Below are 20,420 nucleotides of genomic sequence, written 5' to 3'. Positions count from 1 at the left end.
CCGCAGCACATTCCCGACTGCGAGCAAGGACGACCGGATTCTATCCGCATCTGTCGTGCGCTGACGCAGTTGGCGGCAAGACTGGCCTGGCAGGGGTGGGGGGTGCTGGAATGGGGTTCCGGGTCAGGAAGCGGCTCTTTGGACACTCCCTGTTGAGGTCAGGTGCGTTCCCATGCCGTTTCTGCTGAATCCTGTCGACCTTCCGTACTGCACTGTCGTCCCCATGCCCGTGGAGATCGACATCTCCAACATCCCGTATCTGTACGCGGAGACGGGCCGGGTCGTCGCGGCCCGGGCCGGGCGGCTCGGTGTGCTCGTACTGGACCTGACGCGGACCGAGTTCATCGACTCGCGCGGGGCATCGCTGGTCCTGGACGTGCAGGAGTGCGCCCGTGCGGCGGGCGCGGAGACGCGGGTCGCGGTGGAGGCCAGGCAGGTGGCGCTGGTTCTCGAACTGACTCAGGTACGGCGGGATGTGCCCGTCTACGACACGCTCGCGGACGCCCTCACGGGGTGCTAGGCCCGGGGCGGCCGCCCATCGCCTCGATGCCCGCGAACAGCACCTCGAGGGCGAAGTCGAAGTCCCGGTCGCGCATCTCCTCGACCGTCTCGCCACCGCGCGCCTCCATGAGGTCGCGGGACTGCTCCATCATCGCGTCGAGACCGGGGTTCAGGGAGACGGCGCTCATGGCCCGCGCGAAGTACTCGTCCTGGGTCATGCCCGCCCGGGCACAGCGGTCCAGGAAGTGGCCCTCGACGGTGCCGAATCCGTAGACGAACTGGAAGACGGCGGCGAGACCTCCCGCCTGGTGGCGCGGCGAGAGGCCTGATGCCTTCATGACGTTCATGACCGCCGTGGAGAAGAGCTGGGCATTGGGTCCTACGTTCAGGAACTCGCCGACCAGCGGGGACACCCACGGGTGGGTGACCAGCAACTTCCGGTAGTTGACGGCGAGTTGCCGGACATGGGTGCGCCAGTCGTCCACGCTCTCGTCGGGCAGGACGACCTCCCCCATCGCCTGGTCGAGGGCGAGTTCGAGGAGGTCGTCCTTGGTGTCGACGTACCAGTAGACCGACATCGCGGTGACGCCGAGATCGGCGGCCAGACGCCGCATCGAGAATTTGGCCGCGCCCTCGGCGTCGAGGAGCCTGACCGTCGCCTCGGTGATCTTCTGCCGGTCGAGTCCGGTGGCCGGCTGGGAGGTCTTGCGGCTGCGCGTCGTCTTGCCGTCCAGCCAGACGCTGGTACGTACCGCAGCAGCCATGACGTGCCCTTCTCCGGAATGTCTCGGTCCGTGTATGCGATGTCGATGCTAGGCGGTTTTCACGGGGTCCGAGAGCTCTGCGGGCTCTGTGCGCTCCGCTTCCTCCGCGCGCTCCGCCCGCTTCAGGAGTACGGCGGCCAGGATGCCCCCCGCGAGGACCGCCGCCGCGCCCACGAGCTGGCTCGTCTCCAGGCCCGAGGCGAAAGCGTCGGTGATACGGGCCTTCTCGGCGGGGCCCTTCGCCGCCGCGAGCGCCGCCGGGAGCGAGGCAGCGGAGGCGGAAACCAGTGCCAAGAAGCGGGAGTTGAGGACCGCGCCCAGAACGGCGACGCCGAGGCCGTTGCCGAACTCGGCGAGCGTGCCGTTGACGCCCGCGCCCACGCCCGCCTTCTCCGGCGGGATGGCGCTCATGATCGCGTTGGCCATCGCGGGCATGGCGATCGCGATCCCCGCGCCCATCACGACGAGGCCGGCGAGCATCCCCAGGTAGTCATGGCCGCCGAGGAGGGCGATGAGCACGAGCCCGCCCGAGAGCAGGGTCATGCCGGTGGCGATGGTCACCGGCGTACTGGTGCGCTTCAGGAGGCGTGCGCCGAGCCCGAGGACATTGAGGAGTACGACGGTGACGGCGAGCGGCGCGGTCCGTAGACCCGCCTCCAACGGCTCGTAACCGAGCACGAATTGAAGGTGCTGGGTCAGCAGGAAGAGCGAGCCACCCATCCCGAACGCGACCAGGATCGCGCCCGCGACGGCCCCGATGAACTTCTGGTTGCGGAAGAAGTGCATGTCGAGCATCGGGTACGGGATGCGCAGCTCCCACCAGGCGAAGGCGGCGAGCACGACGATGCCGACGGCGGCCGCGACCACGACCTGCGCGGAGGTCCAGCCGTGCGCTGGCCCGGAGATGATCGCGTACACGACCGAGGCCATACCGACGGTGGAGAGCAGTGCGCCGAGCAGATCGGGCCGGTCGCCCTGCGGGTTCTTCGACTCGGGTACGAGCTTGAGCACGGCGATCAGGCCGACGACGGCGACCGGGATGTTGATGAGGAAGATCGAACCCCACCAGAAGTGGTTGAGCATGAAGCCGCCGATGAGCGGACCGACCGCGAAACCAAGGGAGTTGACGGTCGCCCAGAGCCCGATCGCCTTGACGCGCTCGGCGTCGTCGAAGATCTGCACGACGACGGCGAGGGTCGTGGTGATGAGGAGCGCACCGCCGATGCCCATGCCCGCACGGGCGGCGATCAGCTGCGCCGAGCTCTGCGCGAGCGCGGCAACCAGCGAACCGATCCCGAAGAGCGCGAGCCCTGCGGCGAGCATCTTCTTGCGGCCGTAGCGGTCGGCGGAGCTGCCCGCGGTGAGCAGGAGCCCCGACTGGACGAGCGAGTAGGCGTTGATCATCCACTGGATGTCGGAGCTGGAGGCGCCGAGATCCCGGGTGAGGGAGGGGATGGCGACGTTCAGGACGGTGTTGTCGAGCAGCACGGTGAGCTGGGCGAGACAGATCACACCGAGGATCAGCCACCGCTGGGGGTGGCCCGTGGAGGTGGATCGGGTCTCGGCGGTCGTGGCCGTCAAGGAGACTCCTTATACGCTGTAAGGGGGAGGGGCGGGATTCACCATAGGCGGTCCCCTATACGGCGTACAAGTGGTTTCCGGGGGGAGGACGAGAGGTTGGTTGGCTGGCGCCGTGAACCCGGTGCTTCTTGTCGGGGTCGGGTGGGTGGGCCCCCCTGCCGACCGATACCTGGAGTGTGGCGTTTCCGGGGCGGAGTAAAGGGCGGCCTTCGGCCGTCGGCTACGCCGATTCCGCTGCGCTCCCCCCTTGACACCACCCCTCCACCGCAAAAACTTGGCGGCTATCGGTCGGCAGAGGGTCCTGGCCGCAGAGATAGCAGGGCACCTGGGGCCCCCTCGGCCCGGGGCGGCACGGCGGCCATTCGGAGCACGGCCGGCGGCCCGGTCCGCCACCCGCGCCGGGGCGGGCGAACCACCGCACCCGCTGGACGGGCGGCGCGGGTCTGCCCGGCGGGTGCGGGACGGCGGACCGGACCTCGCAGCGTGCGATCCGCGCCCCTAACTGAACACACACCCACCCCACGCCCGACGAGCACCAGACACACAGGCATCGTCGCAGGTCACAGCCCTGCACTCCGGGGACAGGATGGTTGAAGACTCAAGTGGGTCATCTAAGGGGCACTCCCACCGATTCTACCCACCCCGAACAGCGACCAGCGGGGCATGAAGTCCCGCACAGCGACGGCCCCTTGACGCCAAACCGAGAGCCACCGCCCCATGCAAGTCGTGCGACCTTCGCCCCGGCGCGGGGAGCGGAGCTCCGTCTCGGATGCTGTGACGCCAACCGCCCCGCCGAAGTGCCCCGCCGCCGAACCCTTCAGCTCATCCGGTCCGCAGGAGCAGCGCGGTCACCACGAAACCCCCGCCCCATCGCGGCAGCAGCCAGCCGGACGAGCCCCCAAGGGCTCGGCCTACGACGCGCAGCGTCGTACATCACTCACACCAACAACCACCAAACCCGCCACCGCGCGCAGCGCACCCAACCGGCCCGCGCCCCCCACCTGTTCGTCGTAGCTGCCTCCTTGCGCCGAAGGCGCGAAACGAAACCCGCAGGGCGCATCCGGCCCGAAGCCCCCCACCAAGAAGGCATAAAGGGTGCCCGGGACCGTGAAGTCCCGGGCACCCCGCGCTGCCGCGCTGATCGGTCTGCCTAGCTCTTCGCCTGGGTCAGGTCGTAGAGCGTCGTGCTGCCGACGGTCACCTTCTTGTAGTTGGCCTCCACCCACGACGTGATCTTGGACGCGGAACCGCTGTTGCCGCCGCCCATCCCGCCGCCGCCGATGAAGTAGTGGATCTTGCCGTCCTTCACGTACTGCTTGAACTGCGCGAGGGTCGGGGACGGGTCGCTGCCGTTGAAGCCGCCGATCGCCATCACCGGCTTGCCGGTGGCCAGTTGGTAGCTGGCGGCGTTCTGCGAGCCGATGGCCGCGGCCATCCACGTGTAGTCGCCGGCGTCGGCGCTGACCTTGGCCTTCACCGCGGAGCTGACCTGCGCGCCGTCGAGGAGACCGCCCATGCCGCCACCCCCGCCGCCTTCGCGGCTGCCACCCATGCCGCCGCCGGGGAAGCCGCCCTGCTGGTTGTTGCCGGTGGTGCCGTTCTGGTTGCCGGGGCCCTGGCCGCCGGTCGGGGGCGTACCGCCGCCTCCGCCCATGCCGCCACCGCCGCCGGTGGGAGGCTGTCCCATCTGACCGCCTTGGCCGCCCGCGCCACCAGGCATCTGCCCGCCCGGGGCACCGCCACGTCCGCCGCCGCCACCGCCGAAGCCCATCGCGCTCGCGCCCGACGGGCCGGCCGTGACGATCGAGCCGGTGTGCGCGCTGTTCACCGTCGAGAGCGTGTACGCCAACGGGCCCGCCAGCGAAGCCGCCAGACCCACGCCCGCCGCACCCAGCGCCAGACGCCGGTCGAGGCGCCCCGCGAAGATCAGCGCGAGACCCGCAGCCAGGCCGAGCAGCAGCACCGCCCAGCGCAGCCAGGGGAGATAGTCGGGGGTCCGGTTGAGGAGTACGTACGACCAGATCGCCGTGACCATGGCCGTCAGGCCCAGGACCGCGGACCAGCCGAACCTGGAGCGCTCCTCCCACAGGACCGTGACGCCCATGCCGACGAGCGCCGCGATGTAGGGGGCGAGGGCGATCGTGTAGTACTGGTGGAAAATCCCGGCCATGAAGCTGAAGATCGCCGTGGTCATCACCAGCGCGCCGCCCCAGACCAGGAACGCGTGACGGGTGGCGTCGGTGCGCTTGGCGCGCCAGGTGAGGACGATGCCCGCGATCAGCAGGATCAGGGCTGCGGGCAGCAGCCACGAAATCTGGCTGCCGATCTCGGAGTTGAACATCCGGGTGAGGCCGGTCTCGCCCCACTGGCTGCCGCCCCAACCCCCGCCGCCTCCACCAACCGAACCCGTCTCATCACCGCTGATTCGGCCGAGTCCGTTGTAACCAAAGGTGAGCGAGAGGAAGGAGTTGTCCTGTGAGCCGCCGATGTACGGGCGCGAGGACGCCGGCCAGAGCTCGACGATCGCGACCCACCAGCCGCCCGCGACAACCATCGCGAGTCCGGCGTACCCGAGTTGGGCGAAACGCCTGCGCAGCCGGGTCGGTGCGAAGACCGCGTACACGAGGGCGAGCGGCGGCAGGATCAGGAACGCCTGCAGCGTCTTGACCAGGAAGGCCGCACCGACGGCGGCACCCGCCCACACCAGCCACTTCGTCTTTCCGGCCTCCAGCGCGCGCAGCACGCAGTAGACCGTGACGGTCATCAGCAGCGCGAGCAGCGCGTCGGGGTTGTTGAAGCGGAACATCAGGGCCGCGACCGGGGTGAGCGCCAGCACCGCGCCCGCGATCAGACCGGCGGCCGCGCTGAAGCGGCGGCGCACCGCGGCGTACAGGACACCGACCGTGGCGACGCCCATCAGGACCTCGGGGACCAGGATCGCCCAGGAGTTGAGGCCGAAGATGCGTACGGACAGAGCCATCGGCCACAGCGCGGCCGGGGGCTTGTCGACGGTGATGGCGTTGGCCGAGTCGAGGGAGCCGAAGAAGAAGGCCTTCCAGCTCTGGCTGCCGGCCTGAACGGCGGCGGAGTAGAAGGAGTTGGCGTAGCCCGACGAGCTGAGGTTGAAGAGGTAGAGCAGCGCGGTGGCCAGGAGGAGGCCGAGGAAGGCCGGGCGTACCCAGCGGGCGTCCTCGGGGCGGCCGCGCCACAGCCGCTGGGCGCGGGATCCGCGCGGCGGTGAGGGCGGGGCCTCGGCCGGGGCGGCCGGGAGCTGTTCGTGCTCGATCGTGGTCATCGTGCGTTCCTCGGGGTCGGTTCGGGCTCACGGTCCGGTTCGGTACGCCGCTCCGGGAAGACCCAGATGCGGAAGAGCAGGAATCGCAGCACCGTTGCGGCGAGGTTGGCGGTGATCAGTACGGTCAGCTCGGTAGCGTGCCGCGGGTTCTGCGACGCTGCGTCGAGCGCGGCGAGCGAACCGCTGGTGAGGGCCAGGCCGATGGCGAAGACCACCAGGCCCTGGGCCTGGTGGCGGACGGCGCCGGCCTGGCCACGTACACCGAAGGTCAGTCTCCTGTTGAAGGAGGTGTTGGCGACCGCGGCGATCAACAGGGCGACAGCATTGGCGACTTGAGGCCCGGTCACCTGCCGGGACAGCGAGTAGAGCAGCAGATAGAAGAGCGTCGAGAAGGCGCCGACGACGCAGAATCCGACGAGCTGGCGGGCAAGTCCACCTGGTACACCCGCCAGTTCACGGTCGCGCGGGTCGTCCCCGAAGGGCCGCGAGAGCCGGTCCAGGGGGAGCGCGCCGCCGCCCAGCGCACGTCCCACGCGCCAGACGCCCTTCAGGTCGTCGACCGCGGTCTGGTAGATGTGCACGGTCGAGTCGGGGTCGTCGACCCAGTCGACCGGCACCTCGTGGATGCGCAGCCCGGCGCGCTCGGCGAGCACCAGCATCTCGGTGTCGAAGAACCATCCGGTGTCCTCGACCATGGGCAGCAGCCGCTGGGCGACATCACGCCGTATCGCCTTGAATCCGCACTGGGCGTCGCTGAAGCGCGCCGAGAGCGAGGAGCGCAGGATCAGGTTGTACGCACGGGAGATGAACTCGCGCTTGTGGCCGCGTACGACCCTCGAACTGCGCGCCAGCCGCGATCCGATGGCCAGGTCCGAGTGGCCGGAGATCAGCGGGGCGACGAGCGGCAGCAGCGCGTTCAGGTCGGTGGAGAGGTCGACGTCCATGTACGCGAGCACGGGTGCGTCGGAGGCCGACCACACGGTGCGCAGCGCCCTGCCGCGGCCCTTCTGCTCCAGCCGGAAGGCCTTGACGCCCGGGAGGGTCTCCTCCAGGCGGGCGGAGACCTTCGGGGTGCTGTCGGTGCTCGCGTTGTCGGCGATGGTGATCCGGAAGCTGTACGGGAAGGTGCGCGCAAGGTGGTCATGGAGTCTGACCACACAGGGCTCGAGGTCCTGCTCCTCGTTGTACACGGGGATCACCACGTCGAGCACGGGGGCGCCCGCGGGGCCGACGGGGAGATGCTCCCGGGCCGGGAGGGGGACCGAAGATGAGTCGGTTCGCATGACAACGACACTCCCGACCAGCGCTGTCACCCCTGTGTGGTCAGCCTGTGCCAAGCCTGTGAGTCGTCGGTCAGCACCGGCAGATGTACGCCGAAGACGGTGCGCCCGGGTACGGACTCCACGGACACGCCGCCGCCGTGGGCGGTGACGACGGCCTGCACGATGGCGAGCCCGAGGCCGGTGGAACCGGCGTGACGGGAGCGGGAGGCGTCGCCGCGGGCGAAGCGCTCGAAGACGTGCGGGAGGAGGTCGGCGGGGATGCCGGGGCCGTCGTCCTGGATCTCCAACAGGACCCAGGGGCCGCTGCGTTGGACTCGGGCGGTGACGGTGGTGCCGGGCGGGGTGTGCGTACGGGCGTTGGCGAGGAGGTTCACCAGGACCTGGTGGATGCGGGGGCCGTCGGCGAGGACGGTGGCGGGGTCGTCGGGGAGTTCGAGGCGCCACTTGTGGTCCTGGCCGGCGGCGCGGGCGTCGCTGAGGGCGTCGACGACGAGGGGGGAGAGATCGGTGCTCTCGTAGGAGAGCGGGCGTCCGGCATCGAGGCGGGCGAGCAGCAGCAGATCCTCCACGAGCCCGGTCATCCGGGACGCCTCGGACTCGATACGGCCCAGCGCGTGCCGGGTGTCGGGCCCGGTCTCCTCCCTTCCCCTGCGGGTGAGTTCGGCGTATCCGCGGATGGAGGCGAGCGGGGTGCGCAGCTCATGGCTGGCGTCGGCGACGAACTGCCGTACGCGCGTCTCGCTCTCCTGCCGCACGGCGAGCGCCGAACCGACGTGCCCCAGCATCCTGTTGAGAGCGGCCCCGACCTGCCCGACTTCGGTGCGGGGGTCGGCTTCGGCGTCGGGGACGCGCTCGTACAGCGTCACTTCGCCACTGTGCAGGGGCGTTTCGGAGACGCGGGTCGCGGTGGCGGCGACGCGGCGGAGGGGGCGGAGTGCTACGCCGACGAGGACGGTACCGGCGATACCGGCGGCCACGAGACCCGCTGCGGTGACGCTGACCTCCACGAGGACCAGGGTGGTGATGGCCTTGGCCGCGTCCTCGGTGGGCACGCCCACCAGGATCTTGGAGTCGTCGCTCCTGCCGGTGTCGACCGACTGCACGCGGTACTCGCCGAGTCCGGGGAGGCTGACGGTATGGATCTTGCCGTCGAGCGGAACGGTGAGCAGCGCCTGTTCCTGCGCGCTGTCGAGGTCGTCCCTGTTGGCGCTCGGGTCGGTGCGCTTCGTCGAGTCCGAGGCGGAACTGTCCTCCTTGGTGACCTGCCCCTCGGTGACCTGCCCGTGGGATACCACCGCGCCCACGGACTGCCAGGGCTGGCCGGGGCCGCCGAGGAACGTCAGCGGATCACTGTTGTTCCCGGTACCGGGCAGCATCCCGGACGGATTGCCGTTGGGTCCCTGGTGGGGCCGGGAACGGTCGACGATGCTGCTCAGCTGGGAGTCCAGCTTCCCGTACAGATAGTCCTTGTACGCGATCGTGGTGACCGTCCCGATCACCGCGGCCACCACCGCGATCAGTGCCACGGCGGTCACGACCAGCCGGGTACGCAGCGTCCAGGGCCTCCGGCGCCATGCCCGTCCCATGCCCACCCGCCCGCCCGCCTATTCGCCGGGCTTGATCAGATAGCCCGCACCGCGCCGGGTGTGGATCATCGGCGTGCGTCCTGCGTCGATCTTCCGCCGCAGGTAGGAGATGTAGAGCTCCACGACATTGGCCTGACCGCCGAAGTCGTAACTCCACACCCGGTCGAGGATCTGCGCCTTGCTCAGCACCCGCCGCGGATTGCGCATGAGGAAGCGCAGCAGCTCGAACTCGGTGGCGGTCAGATGGATGGAGGCACCGCCCCGCTCGACCTCATGGCTGTCCTCGTCGAGGGTCAAGTCGCCGACGGCCAGAAGGGATTCACTGCGCAGGGCGGCGGTGCCGGACCGGCGTATCAGCCCGCGAAGCCGTGCCACGACCTCCTCCAGGCTGAAGGGCTTGGTGACGTAGTCGTCGCCGCCGGCGGTGAGCCCGGCGATCCGGTCCTCGACCGAATCCTTGGCGGTCAGAAAGAGCACCGGCACCTCGGGCAGTTCACGCCGCAGCCGGCCGAGCACCTGCAGCCCGTCCATGTCGGGCAGCATCACATCGAGCACGACGGCGTCCGGCCTGAAGTCGCGCGCGGTCCGCACGGCACCGGCTCCGTCACCGGCGCTGCGTACCTCCCACCCTTCGTACCGCAGGGCCATGGACAGCAGCTCGGCAAGCGAGGCCTCGTCGTCGACGACGAGCACCCGGACGGGGCTGCCGTCGGGCCTGAGCATTTCGGTACGCCCCTGGGGCGAGGTCGCGGTCATGCTCCTCACCATGTGAGGCGGCGCTGAGAGCACCCTTTCGCGAACCTGTGAAATTCCTGAGAAACGAACGCGGGCCCGCATCCCGCGATGGAGTGCACTACGGTACGCAGAGGCCCGAAGCCGCAACTTCGATTTGCGACTTCGGGCCGTCCCGCGTCCGCGGGCTCTACGAGCTATCGCCTACGGCAGCACATACACAGGCGCCCCACCCTCCGCGTTCCCGGTCTGCCGCATGCATCCACGCTTGATCAGCATGCGTACGCAGTCATGAACCCGGTCGTGCGTCAGCCCGGTCCGCCGGGCGATCTCCTCCAGCGGATACCGCGCCCCGCCCCGCAGCAGCGCGGGCGCCAGATACGCGGCCACGGAGTGCACGTCCTCCGTGACGATCAGGTTCCTCGCCTGCCACCCGGCGAGCAGCTCCTGCGGAGAGATCTGCGCCACGGTCTCGGCGACGGGCGCGCCCGCCACCCGATCACCGAGCCGCTCCATGGAATCGGCGATCCGGTTCAGGGCCTGCACCGTCGCTTTCTGTCCCTCTCGGTACTCCCGGAGCATCTCGGCCAGGAGCCCGTTCTTTTCGGCCATCGACGCAGCGAACTCTTCATCGCTGTCGATGTTCCGCTTCTCCAGCCGCACGAGGGCATCGACCACCTGCTCCGGCATGGCGTACGCCGTCGCAGCCCCAGCGCCGGTGGGCTGGATCGCCGCTTCGTCGAGAGCGTACGAGCCCTCCCGCTGAATGATCTCGATGACTTCGGCCACCCAAAGCTTGAAGGGTGCGCACTCCGGTTTGGTGCAGGCGTTGACCAGCATGATCAGCCCTTGAAGGTTGATCATCTGCATGTCTCGACGCCACTCCCGACCTGCGGGAATACTGAGACAGTGACCTCCAGTCACTGTCTCAAGACTGTCTCGGTGCCTCTCTGACACATGATCGGTGAGCGCCTTCCGGGGCGTGGTGTACCCCAGTTGCTTGCAGACATCCACCATGGGAAACCAGTGCGTCCCGTCCGGCATCGTCAGCCGCCGCACGCGTGCCCCCGTCGCCGCGTACACGAAGTCGCCGATCTCTATCGCGTCGTCCTGCGTGTTCCGTTCCTGCTCGTACATCGAGCATCACCTCCAGCACGGAAGCTATGCCAGAGATATGGTCAACTCGCCCGATATTTAATGATGTTCACTCATTAGGCGACAGGAACCAAAGGTTCCGCAGGCCTCAGCCATCACCGCCCGCCACCCGCCACCCACTCATGGCTGTGCTCCACCTTCGCGATGTGCAGCGTGTAGCGCTCGTACCACTCGGCTCGCCCCCGCTCCTTGGCCGCCGCATGTTCCGCATGCAGCCGCCACCCCCGTATCGATGCCTCGTCCCTGAAGTACGCGACGGTGATCCCGATCCCGCCGGGCACCCGGGCCGACTCGTACCCCAGAAACCCCGGCATGTCCTGCACGAGCTCCTGCATCCGCTCGCCGGTCTCGGCGTATCCGCTGTCCTGCTCGGTCCGTACGGACGTGAAAATCGCAGCGTAATAAGGCGGCTCGTAAGCCGCCACAGGCGTGTTGGTCATGACACCAACCTTCGCCACCCGCCCCGCCCCCCGTCCACGGACTTGCCGAACGGGATCCATGTCTTGACCATTCGGTCAGCTCAAAACAACCCATCCTGTACGTCAGGCACCACAACACCCCGCACGGGAACGGTCACTTCACCCTCCCCCCGCTCCACCGCCCACCCCCACATCAGCCGCGTATCGAGTACGACAACGCCCGCACTCCCCGCATCCACATGCAGATCGGGCCCGGCAGCGGCGACCAGCGTCCCCGCGACCACCCCGCCCGCAACGAGCTCGCTCACCACCCCCCGCGCTTCCGCAAGCCCCGCAAGCCCGAACACCCCCGCGTGGTCGACGACTTCGCACTCCACCCGCTCCAGGGACTCGGGCCACCCCGCCACCCCCACGGCCCGCGCATGCAGCGCGGCCACTTCGCCGGCCCGCTCCTCGACCCCCGGCAGCCGCGCCCGCACGGCCCGCTTCTCCGCGTACGGAACCCGGTCGGGCACCCCCAGCGCGGCCCGCAGCACCTCCTCGCTGCGCCGCGCGGCCATCAGCGGCCCCCGCCCCACCCAGCTGAAGGCGACAGCCCCCTGCTCCAGCAGCCGGTCGGCGCCTCGCGCTTCCCCGGTGATCCCCACCTTCACCAACCCGCTCCCGAACCAGGCCAGATACACCCGGTACGTCCGCGGGTCGTCAGCCATCCCGTCCGCGGCGACGGAGTGCAGCCGGTCCAGCCGCGCACACTCCCCGCACCGCGCCTGCGTACGCCTCCCCGGCACCACCGCCCCCACCGGACACGGATTCCCCCGCGCCCCCACGCAGCCGCGTTCCCCCACCACCCGGAACCCCACCCCGCCCCCGTACTCCAGCGGACGCACCACCCTCTCCCGCCCCTCCCACACCAGCGCGGGCCCCCCGACTCCCCACCTCAGCCCGCCATATCGCCACATCCCACCCCACTCCTCTCTCCTCAGGACCACACTGGCTCTCATGCACACCCTCACCTGGCAGGTCACCGAGAGCGGTGGCTACGAGACGTCCTGGATCACCCTCGCCTCCACCACCCTCACCGCCCGGGGCCGGATCTTCGGCGCGCTCCCGCACCCGTACTGGATCTCGTACGAGCTGGAGACCGACGAGAACTGGACCACTCGCAGAATGACAGCCACCACTGACACCGAGTCGTCCACACACCACCTGGACCTGCGCCGAGACGCCCGCACGCGCACCTGGACGGCGAACGGGACCCCGCTCCCCTGGGCGTCCGAGGCCCTCGACTGCGACCTGGGTCTCTCGCCCCTCACCAACACGATGCCGGTACTCCGCCACGACCTGCACCGCACCCCGGGCACCCACGACTTCCTGATGGCCTGGATCCGGGTCCCCGACCTGACGGTCCACCCCTCCCGCCAGACCTACACCCACCTGGCCGCGCGCCAGGTCCGCTACACCTCCAGCACCTTCCGCAGCGACCTCACCTACGACGAGGCCGGCCTGATCGTCGCCTACCCCGGGATGGCCCACCGCCTGCGCCCCGCATAGGGGCGCGTCAAGATACGTGGGGTGCGCATGTGACGTGTGGGGCGCATGTGAGAGAGTGCGGGAGATCTGTGGCACGGCCAGGTACTGACGTGCCAACCAGCAAGCCACCAGGGGGGCTTCACATGATCTTCGCCCATCGCAGACGCGCTCTGAAGCGCGCGCTCACCACCACCGCGATAGCCGCGACGCTGGCCGCAACGGCCGGCACCGCAACGGCCGCCGACCACCCCACCGGCGCCGAGAAGGCCCGCGCCGAGGCGGTCGCCAAGCTCCGCGCCACGTCTCCGCTCGCCGCCCCGCGCTCCGCCGCCGCGGGCCAGGTGCAGACGCCGACCTTCTCCATGGACGCCGTGGAGAAGACGACCCAAGAGCTCTACCTGTACTTCCCCGACCGCGCGGGCGGCTTCGACGCCCGCTACGACGTCGGCGTCACCTACGAGTTCGCCACCGCGTCCATCTCCATCGACAACGACAAAGACGGATACTCCGACGGCAGCTGGACCATCGACAAGAGCGGTCTGCTGACCTACACGAACGTCCACATGGACCCGGCGACCAGGGACATCGGCACGGGCTGGACGACCTACACCAAGGTCCTGTCCCCCGGAGATCTCGGTGGCACCACCGAAGCCGACCTCATGGGCGTGGACAAGACCGGCGTCCTGTGGACGTACGTCGGCCACTCGACCGGCCTGGTCGACGCGCGCGTACGCATCGGCAGCGGCTGGGACGCGTACACCGAGATCGCCGGCCAGAGCGACCTGAGCGGCGACGGCAAGGCCGACATCGTCGCCCGCGACAAGGCCGGAGCCCTGTGGCTCTACAAGGGCACCGGCGACATCAAGGCGCCCTTCGAGCCCCGCACGAAGGTCGGCACCGGCTGGAACGCGTACAACCGCCTGCTCTCGGTGGGCGACCTCGACGCCGACGGCAGGACCGACCTCGTCGCCCGCTCGACCACCGGCGACCTCTTCCGCTACTCGGGCACCGGCGACGCGGCCGCCCCGTTCGCCAAGCCGGTGAAGATCGGCTGGGGCTACAACATCTACAACCTCCTGTAAGCAGCACCCCCGCACAGAAGGAGAGGCCCCCGGGAGAAATCCCGGGGGCCTCTCGCCGATCCGGCGGCTGTACTGCGCTGCTTGCACATACGACGAAGCCCCCGCCCGGTTTCCCTGGCGGGGGCTTCGACCTGCTGTGCACTCGGCAGGATTCGAACCTGCAACCTTCTGATCCGTAGTCAGATGCTCTATCCGTTAAGCTACGAGTGCTTGGCGTTCCGGGCGTTTCTGCCCCGTCGGCGTTGCAAGAAGAACATTACATGACCTGCGGCCTCAGGTGAAATCGATTGCCCGCACCCGTGCTGAGCTGGGAAAACGACCGAAGCCCCGTCCTTGCGGACGGGGCTTCGGTGATCCTTCTGCGGAGGCGGGGGGATTTGAACCCCCGATGGGCTTTAAGACCCAAACCGCATTAGCAGTGCGGCGCCATAGACCGGACTAGGCGACGCCTCCAGCGCACCCGCGCGAACGCGATGTGGTGCGTGCAGATGATGACACAGCCTTGCGGGGTGTCACCAATCCGCCCCCACGGTACAAGGCGGATGGGCGGCAGGGCAAAGGCGTTCGTGTTGCGCAACGCCGGGCGCGGTGGAGCGTTAGAGGTGACGGAAGTTTTCCGTGAAGGTCCCGTTCCTGAGGAGTACGTCATGATGCGCCGCCTCCTGGCAGGGCTCGCCGTCGCCGGCGGTGCGTACGCCGCCCTCGTGCCTGCCGTCGCCTTCGCCGCTCCGGGGCCGGTCGCTCCCGGTGACCGGCTCACCGTCACCGTCTCGGATTCGGGCGGCGGGGACGGGACCTTCCAGCTCTTCTGCGGGCCCACCGGGGGCGATCACCCGCAGGCGCGGCAGGCCTGCGAGCGGCTGGACGAGCTGGCGCTGAGCGGGGGCGACCCCTTCGCGCCGGTGCCTCGCGATGCCCTCTGCACCATGCAGTACGGGGGCCCGGGCGCCGCGCACGTCACCGGTGTCTGGCAGGGGCGGAGCGTCGATGCCGCCTTCAACCGGGGCAATGGGTGCGAGATCGCGCGGTGGAATGCCATGGAGCCGGTGCTGCCCGCTGCGCGGGCCTGAGCTCCGGCGCGTGCGCCCGTACACAAATCCTTGGTGAGAGCTCCCCCTCATCCGCCGTCGCGCGGATTGCCACTGCCTTTAGACTCACTCCACAGTGCAGTGGCAGGCCGCAAGGTGCAGTAGTTCTGGGAGGAAGCGTCGTTGTGAGCAGCAGGCCATCCCGAGGCGCTGCTCGCCTCGCAGCCATACTTGACGCCCTTCCGGACGGGCTTTTGCTCGTCAATGCGAACGGCACGGTCGTCAACGCCAACACCATCGCCCTCGAAGCCTTCGAAGCGCCGGGCACGGCGCTCGTCGGCCGGGGGTTGCTCGATCTTCTGCCGGAGTTCGACTCCCGGCTGATCCCGGGCTCGATGCGACGGCCGGAGAGCGCGGACGAGCAGGGCAGGACCAAGCCGACGCGGATGCATGCGCGGCGTACCGACGGCAGTGAGTTCCCTGCCGAGGTGACGAGCGCGAATCTGGAGGACGGGCGCGAGGCCTATGCCTCGTACAGCGGGTACAGCGGTGATGAGCTGCTGATGCTCGTCGTGCGCGATCTTTCGGGGACCGTGGACACCGAGGCCGAGCTGGCCCGGTCGCAGCGGCAGACCGAGATGATCCTGCGCGCCGCCTCGGAGGGTGTGGTCGGGACCGACACCGAGGGGCGGGTCGTTCTCGTCAATCCGTCCGTCGCGCAGATCCTCGGCTTCCGGGCCAGTGAGCTCGGCGGCAAGGAGCTGCATCCGCTGGTGCAGCACTCGCGCGCCGACGGGGAGCCTTTTCCGTACGAGGACAGCGCGCTCGCCGACACCTTGAAGTCCGGGCGCAAGCACCGGGTGCGCGGGCAGGTGCTGTGGCACAAGGACGGCAGCGTGGTGCCGGTCGACATGACCACCGCTCCGGTACGCGACGGGGACCAGCTGGTGGGGGCCGTGCTGACCTTCGCCGACCGGCGGCCGTACGAGGCCCAGGTGAAGCTGCACGCGGCCGAGCTGAAGGAGCGCGACGCGCGCCACAAGGCCGATGTCGGGGAGCGTGACGCGCGTTACCAGGCCGCCGTCGAGGAGCGTGACGCGCGGATCGCCGCGCTGGAAGGACGCCACCGGCAGCTGACCGCCGTGCTGGGCGACTCGCTGCGCGGGCCGCTCGATGTGCTGCGCGGGGAGCTGGGGGCGCTCGCCGCCGATCCGGCCGGGCAGCTGTGGCCCGAGGCGAACCAGATCCTTCACCATCTGGCCGCCGGGTACGCGCGGATGACCACGCTCGTCGATGGCGTGCTGGCGTTCCAGCGGCTCGACGAGGGCGTCGACGAGCTGAAGAAGAGCAAGGTGATGCTCGATGCCGTGGTGGCAGCGGGCGTTGAGGGGGCAGTGGAGCTGATCGGGCCCGGTAGGGCCCAGTTCGCCGTGCACGCGCCGCCCATAGAGGCCGAGGTGGACGGGGAGCGGCTGGCGGCCGCGCTGGCACATCTCGTCGCCGATGTGGCGGGCGTGGATGCGACCGGGAAGACGCGGGTCGCTCCTGGTGGGGCGTACGTCGACTCGACGATCGTGGTGGCCGTCGCGCAGCGCGGTGAGACCGTACGGATCGAGGTGCGCGGCCCGTACAGCGGGGGAGACCCGGTGCACGAGCCGATCGTGCGGGGGATCGTGCGGGCGCACGGCGGGGTGCTGCAGACGCATGAGGTGCCGGGGATGACCGGCAGCGCGTATGTGCTCGAAGTGCCGCTGGGGGACGGGGCGGGGACCGTCGCGCCTCCGGAGGAGCCGGCGGCTGCTGCCGTTCCCGGGCAGCAGGGCGGCGGGCGGCGGCGGGCCCGGCGGGCTTCCACGGACGCGTTCCTGGACAGTCCGGCCGAAGCCTCAGGTGCTGCGGGCGCGGCCGCGAAGGAGCCGACGGGGCGGCGGCGGGCCAATCCGGCCGCCGGTGCCGCTGCCGGTGCCGCTGCCGTCGCGGTGGACATTCCGGCGCAGGCCGCCGAGCCGGCCGAGGGTTCTGTGGTGACCTCCTCCGAGGGCGCCGCGGGTCAGGCCGGTGGCGGGCGTGCGCCGCGGGGCGAGACCGTGCCGCCGCAGGGGGTGCCCGCCGACGGCGGGGGCGCTCCGGTCGGGCGCAGGGCGCGGCGGCCCGAAGGGGTGCTGGAGATCGAGAACGGTCGGCCTTCCGGGGCGCCGACGCCTACGCCGGCTGCCGTCGCGGCGCCGGACGCCGAGTCGGCCGCTCCGCAGGGGCAGCCCGGCGGGCGGCGGGCGCGGCGGGCGCTCGCCACGGCTCCGGCGCAGGGGTCGGGCGGGGCCGAAGCGGAGGCGCCGCGCGGCCCGTTCGCGCTGCCGCCGGCCGAGGCCGACCGCGGGCGCGACCTCGGTGACGTACAGCAGGCGCAGGAGCATCCCGCTCCGGCGGAGACGCCGCAGGCTCCGGAGGCCGCGGGTGTTCCCGCGGACGGCGGGACGCTCTTCGCCTCGCCCGAGGGCTGGGCCGGTGCGACGGAGTCGCCCGCTCCGGCCGCTCAGCCGCTGCCCGCCGAGGCTCCGGCGCCGATCAGCGTACGGACGCTGGGGCAGGGCGTGCCCTTCGTGCAGCAGCTCACCCAGCAGCAGAATCAGAGTCAGGGCGGCCAGGGGCAGAGCCTCGGGTCGGGTCGGCGGCGCAAGCTCCACGCGCCGCCGGAGGGCGACCGGACGGGTGCCGCCGCTGTCGCCGCCGCTCCGGCGGAGCCCGCTGCCCGGCCGCATCCGCAGCAGCGGATCCAGGCCGCGGCCGAGGGGCGTTCGTACGCCATAGGGAAGCCCGACGAGGGGGCCGAGGGTCCCGAGCCGCTGGACGGTCCCGGCGGTGCGGTGGAGGTCGCCAACCGGCCGCAGCCGCGCCCCGACGAGTTCGGTGACGACGAGCTGCCCCCGGAGCCGCTGGACAATCCGCGGCGACTGCTGGTCTGGCCCGCGCCTGACGTCTCGACGCAGCAGGCGCTGAGCGATCGCGGCTACCGGCCGGTGATCGTGCATTCGCGCGAGGAGGTCGACGCGCAGATCGCGGCCTTCCCCGCGGCGCTGTTCGTCGATCCGCTGACCGGGCCGATCACGCGTACCGCGCTGCAGTCCTTGCGGCAGGCGGCAGTTGCGGCCGAGGTGCCCGTGCTGGTGACGGCCGGGCTCGGGCAGGCGACGCGGGAGGCGGCGTACGGCGCCGACCCCGCCGTGCTGCTGAAGGCGCTCGCGCCCCGCGACAGCGAGCAGCACCCTTCCCGGGTGCTGCTGATCGAGGAGCACGAGGAGATCGCGCTGGCGCTGACCGCGACGCTCGAGCGGCGCGGGATGCAGGTGGCGCGGGCGGGCACGGATGCGGAGGCCGTGACGCTGGCCGCGCAGATGCGGCCGAACCTGGTGGTCATGGATCTGATGCAGGTGCGCAGGCGGCGGGCCGGAATCGTCGACTGGCTGCGCGCGAACGGGCAGTTGAACCGCACGCCGCTGGTCGTCTACACCTCGGCCGGTCTCAACCAGGCGGAGCTGCCGAAGCTCACGTCGGGCGAGACGGTGCTGTTCCTCGCGGAGCGGTCGACCAGCAGCGAGGTGCAGGGCCGGATCGTGGACCTGCTGGCGAAGATCGGCACCAACTAGCGGACCCCGTAAGGGGGTTCACCAATTCCCTTCGCACGGAACACAGTTGGCGAACTCACGGCCTTCGCCGGTGAGTTCGCCAACTGACGTGTTCCGTGGGGTGGTTGGCGTCAGAGCTGCGTGACATCCAGGTCGCCGTCCGCGTACTGCTTACGGATGACCTTCTTGTCGAATTTTCCGACCGATGTCTTCGGCACGGAAGCGATCACCGTCCACCGCTCCGGCAGCTGCCACTTGGCGATGGACTGGGCGAGGAAGTCCCGTAGCTCCGCGAAGCCGACGGCTGCCCCTTCCTTCAACACCACGGTGGCCAGCGGGCGTTCGCCCCACTTCTTGTCCGGTACGGCGACGACGGCGGCCTCCGCGACCTGCGGGTGGGCCATCAGCGCGTTCTCCAGGTCGACGCTGGAGATCCACTCGCCGCCGGACTTGATGACGTCCTTGGCGCGGTCGGTGAGGGTCAGATAGCCGTCGGAGGAGATGTGGCCGACGTCGCCGGTCTTCAGCCAGCCGTCCTCGCTGAACTTGTCGGCCGGGCGGAAGTCCTCGCCGTCCGCGCCGCCGTAGTACGACCCCGCGATCCACGGGCCGCGTACCTCCAGCTCGCCCGCCGACTCGCCGTCCCAGGGCAGCCGTTCACCGCTCGGGCCGATCAGGCGGGCCTCGACGCCGGCCGGGAAGCGGCCCTGGCTGAGGCGGTAGGGCCACTCCTCCTCGGCGGTCAGTCCGGCGGGCGGATTGGCGACGGTGCCCAGCGGCGAGGTCTCGGTCATGCCCCAGGCGTGGCAGAGCCGTACGCCCAGCTTGTCGTACGCCTCCATCAGCGAGGGCGGACAGGCCGAGCCGCCGATGGTGACGGACTTCATGCAGGAGATGTCGCGCGGGCGCGCGGTCAGTTCGGCGAGGAGGCCGTGCCAGAGGGTGGGCACGGCGGCGGCGTGCGTGGGCTGCTCGGCGACGATCATCTCGGCGAGCGGGGCGGGCTGCAGGAAGCGGTCGGGCATCAGCATGTTCACGCCGGTCATGAAGGCGGCGTGCGGCAGGCCCCAGGCGTTGACGTGGAACTGGGGTACGACGACGAGCGTGGTGTCGCGGTCGGTGAGGCCCATCGACTGGGCGGTGTTGACCTGCATGGAGTGCAGGTAGATGGAGCGGTGGGAGTAGACGATGCCCTTGGGGTCGCCGGTGGTGCCCGAGGTGTAGCAGAGGGCGGCGGCCTCGCGCTCGTCGATCTCGGGCCAGTCGTACGTCGTCGGGCGGCCCGCGATCAGGTCCTCGTACTCATGGACACGTGCGTGCGAACCGTCCAGGGCGCTGCGGTCGCCGGGGCCGCTGACCACGATGTGCTCGACGCTCTCCATACGGGACAGCAGCGGGGCGAGCATCGGCAGGAGCGAGCCGTTGACGATGATCACGCGGTCGGCGGCGTGCGCCACGACCCACACCAACTGCTCCGGCGGGAGGCGCAGGTTGAGGGTATGCAGGACCGCGCCCATGGAGGGGATCGCGAAGTACGCCTCGACGTGCTCGGCGTTGTTCCACATGAGGGTGGCCACTCGCTGGTCGCCGACGACGCCCAGCTCGTCGCGGAGCGCGTTCGCCAGCTGGACCGCGCGCCGGCCCGCCTCGGCGAAGGAACGGCGGTGCGGCTCCTGTCCGTCACCGGTCCAGGTGGTGATCTGCGAGCTGCCATGCACGAGCGTGCCGTGGGTGAGAATGCGGGTCACTGTCAGTGGTACGTCCTGCATGGTGCTCAGCACGGCGTCCTCCCGGGGGCAGCGTTGCCTACGCGACGGTAATGTCGCGCCATTCTGCGCGCG

15 protein-coding genes and 2 tRNA genes are annotated in these 20,420 nt (G+C 70.2%); 5 read left to right on the top strand and 12 right to left on the bottom strand.

Features of this window, described 5'->3' with window-relative positions; all coding sequences use genetic code 11:
* Positions 1 to 172 precede the first annotated feature (172 nt).
* Positions 173 to 520, top strand: a complete 348-nt coding sequence (locus tag AB0H78_RS03760; protein ID WP_363232584.1) for an STAS domain-containing protein — start codon at positions 173 to 175, stop codon at positions 518 to 520.
* Here the strand turns inward: AB0H78_RS03760 and AB0H78_RS03755 are convergent.
* The 9 genes from AB0H78_RS03755 to AB0H78_RS03715 form a co-directional block, all read right to left on the bottom strand.
* The gene (locus tag AB0H78_RS03755; protein ID WP_363232583.1) at positions 507 to 1,265 is read right to left on the bottom strand and encodes a TetR/AcrR family transcriptional regulator; all 759 of its coding nucleotides are present in this window, start codon (positions 1,263 to 1,265) and stop codon (positions 507 to 509) included. The two genes, AB0H78_RS03760 and AB0H78_RS03755, sit on opposite strands and share 14 nt — an antisense overlap.
* A 48-nt stretch (positions 1,266 to 1,313) precedes the next feature.
* Positions 1,314 to 2,846 carry an MFS transporter gene (locus tag AB0H78_RS03750; RefSeq protein ID WP_363232582.1) on the bottom strand — a complete coding sequence of 511 codons (1,533 nt, stop codon included), beginning with the start codon at positions 2,844 to 2,846 and terminating at the stop codon, positions 1,314 to 1,316.
* Between the two features lie 1,150 nt (positions 2,847 to 3,996).
* On the bottom strand, positions 3,997 to 6,141 hold the full coding sequence (locus tag AB0H78_RS03745) for a glycosyltransferase family 39 protein (protein WP_363232581.1): 2,145 nt from the start codon (positions 6,139 to 6,141) through the stop codon (positions 3,997 to 3,999).
* Positions 6,138 to 7,424: a bifunctional glycosyltransferase family 2/GtrA family protein gene (locus AB0H78_RS03740; RefSeq protein ID WP_363232580.1), complete on the bottom strand. Its 1,287-nt coding sequence runs from the start codon at positions 7,422 to 7,424 to the stop codon at positions 6,138 to 6,140. The genes AB0H78_RS03745 and AB0H78_RS03740 overlap by 4 nt, the downstream gene beginning before the upstream one ends.
* A 26-nt stretch (positions 7,425 to 7,450) precedes the next feature.
* Positions 7,451 to 9,010: a HAMP domain-containing sensor histidine kinase gene (locus AB0H78_RS03735; protein ID WP_363232579.1), complete on the bottom strand. Its 1,560-nt coding sequence runs from the start codon at positions 9,008 to 9,010 to the stop codon at positions 7,451 to 7,453.
* 18 nt (positions 9,011 to 9,028) lie between these two features.
* Positions 9,029 to 9,766, bottom strand: coding sequence for a response regulator transcription factor (locus AB0H78_RS03730; RefSeq protein WP_363232578.1), 738 nt, complete (start codon positions 9,764 to 9,766; stop codon positions 9,029 to 9,031).
* Positions 9,767 to 9,946: 180 nt separating this feature from the next.
* The gene (locus AB0H78_RS03725) at positions 9,947 to 10,879 is read right to left on the bottom strand and encodes a Bro-N domain-containing protein (protein WP_363232577.1); all 933 of its coding nucleotides are present in this window, start codon (positions 10,877 to 10,879) and stop codon (positions 9,947 to 9,949) included.
* Between the two features lie 113 nt (positions 10,880 to 10,992).
* Complete coding sequence (locus AB0H78_RS03720; RefSeq protein WP_363232576.1) at positions 10,993 to 11,337, bottom strand: antibiotic biosynthesis monooxygenase; 345 nt, start codon at positions 11,335 to 11,337, stop codon at positions 10,993 to 10,995.
* 80 nt (positions 11,338 to 11,417) lie between these two features.
* Positions 11,418 to 12,275: a DUF2797 domain-containing protein gene (locus AB0H78_RS03715; RefSeq protein WP_363232575.1), complete on the bottom strand. Its 858-nt coding sequence runs from the start codon at positions 12,273 to 12,275 to the stop codon at positions 11,418 to 11,420.
* A gap of 40 nt (positions 12,276 to 12,315) precedes the next feature.
* Here AB0H78_RS03715 and AB0H78_RS03710 point away from each other — a divergent pair, with 40 nt between their 5' ends.
* A complete protein-coding gene (locus AB0H78_RS03710; protein WP_363232574.1) occupies positions 12,316 to 12,867 on the top strand; it encodes a putative glycolipid-binding domain-containing protein in 552 nt (183 codons plus the stop codon).
* Positions 12,868 to 12,989: 122 nt separating this feature from the next.
* On the top strand, positions 12,990 to 13,928 hold the full coding sequence (locus AB0H78_RS03705; RefSeq protein WP_363232573.1) for a VCBS repeat-containing protein: 939 nt from the start codon (positions 12,990 to 12,992) through the stop codon (positions 13,926 to 13,928).
* Between the two features lie 137 nt (positions 13,929 to 14,065).
* On the opposite strand, the gene AB0H78_RS03700 is transcribed toward AB0H78_RS03705, so the two are convergent.
* Positions 14,066 to 14,138: transfer RNA gene (locus AB0H78_RS03700), tRNA-Arg, on the bottom strand.
* A gap of 152 nt (positions 14,139 to 14,290) precedes the next feature.
* Positions 14,291 to 14,381, bottom strand: a tRNA-Ser gene (locus AB0H78_RS03695).
* Positions 14,382 to 14,575: 194 nt separating this feature from the next.
* On the opposite strand from AB0H78_RS03695, the gene AB0H78_RS03690 reads away from it, so the two are divergent.
* Entirely contained in the window at positions 14,576 to 14,998 is a 423-nt protein-coding gene (locus AB0H78_RS03690; protein WP_363232572.1) for an SSI family serine proteinase inhibitor, read from the top strand.
* Between the two features lie 143 nt (positions 14,999 to 15,141).
* Positions 15,142 to 18,600: a PAS domain-containing protein gene (locus tag AB0H78_RS03685; protein ID WP_363232571.1), complete on the top strand. Its 3,459-nt coding sequence runs from the start codon at positions 15,142 to 15,144 to the stop codon at positions 18,598 to 18,600.
* 110 nt (positions 18,601 to 18,710) lie between these two features.
* Here AB0H78_RS03685 and AB0H78_RS03680 read toward each other — a convergent pair whose 3' ends face one another.
* A complete protein-coding gene (locus AB0H78_RS03680; protein WP_363232570.1) occupies positions 18,711 to 20,360 on the bottom strand; it encodes a long-chain fatty acid--CoA ligase in 1,650 nt (549 codons plus the stop codon).
* Between the last annotated feature and the right edge of the window lie 60 nt (positions 20,361 to 20,420).

The organism is Streptomyces sp. NPDC050738 (assembly GCF_040654175.1).
Classification (GTDB): Bacteria; Actinomycetota; Actinomycetes; order Streptomycetales; family Streptomycetaceae; genus Streptomyces.
Note: the sequence above shows the minus strand (reverse complement) of the source record. Positions and strands in the feature narration are given on the sequence as shown.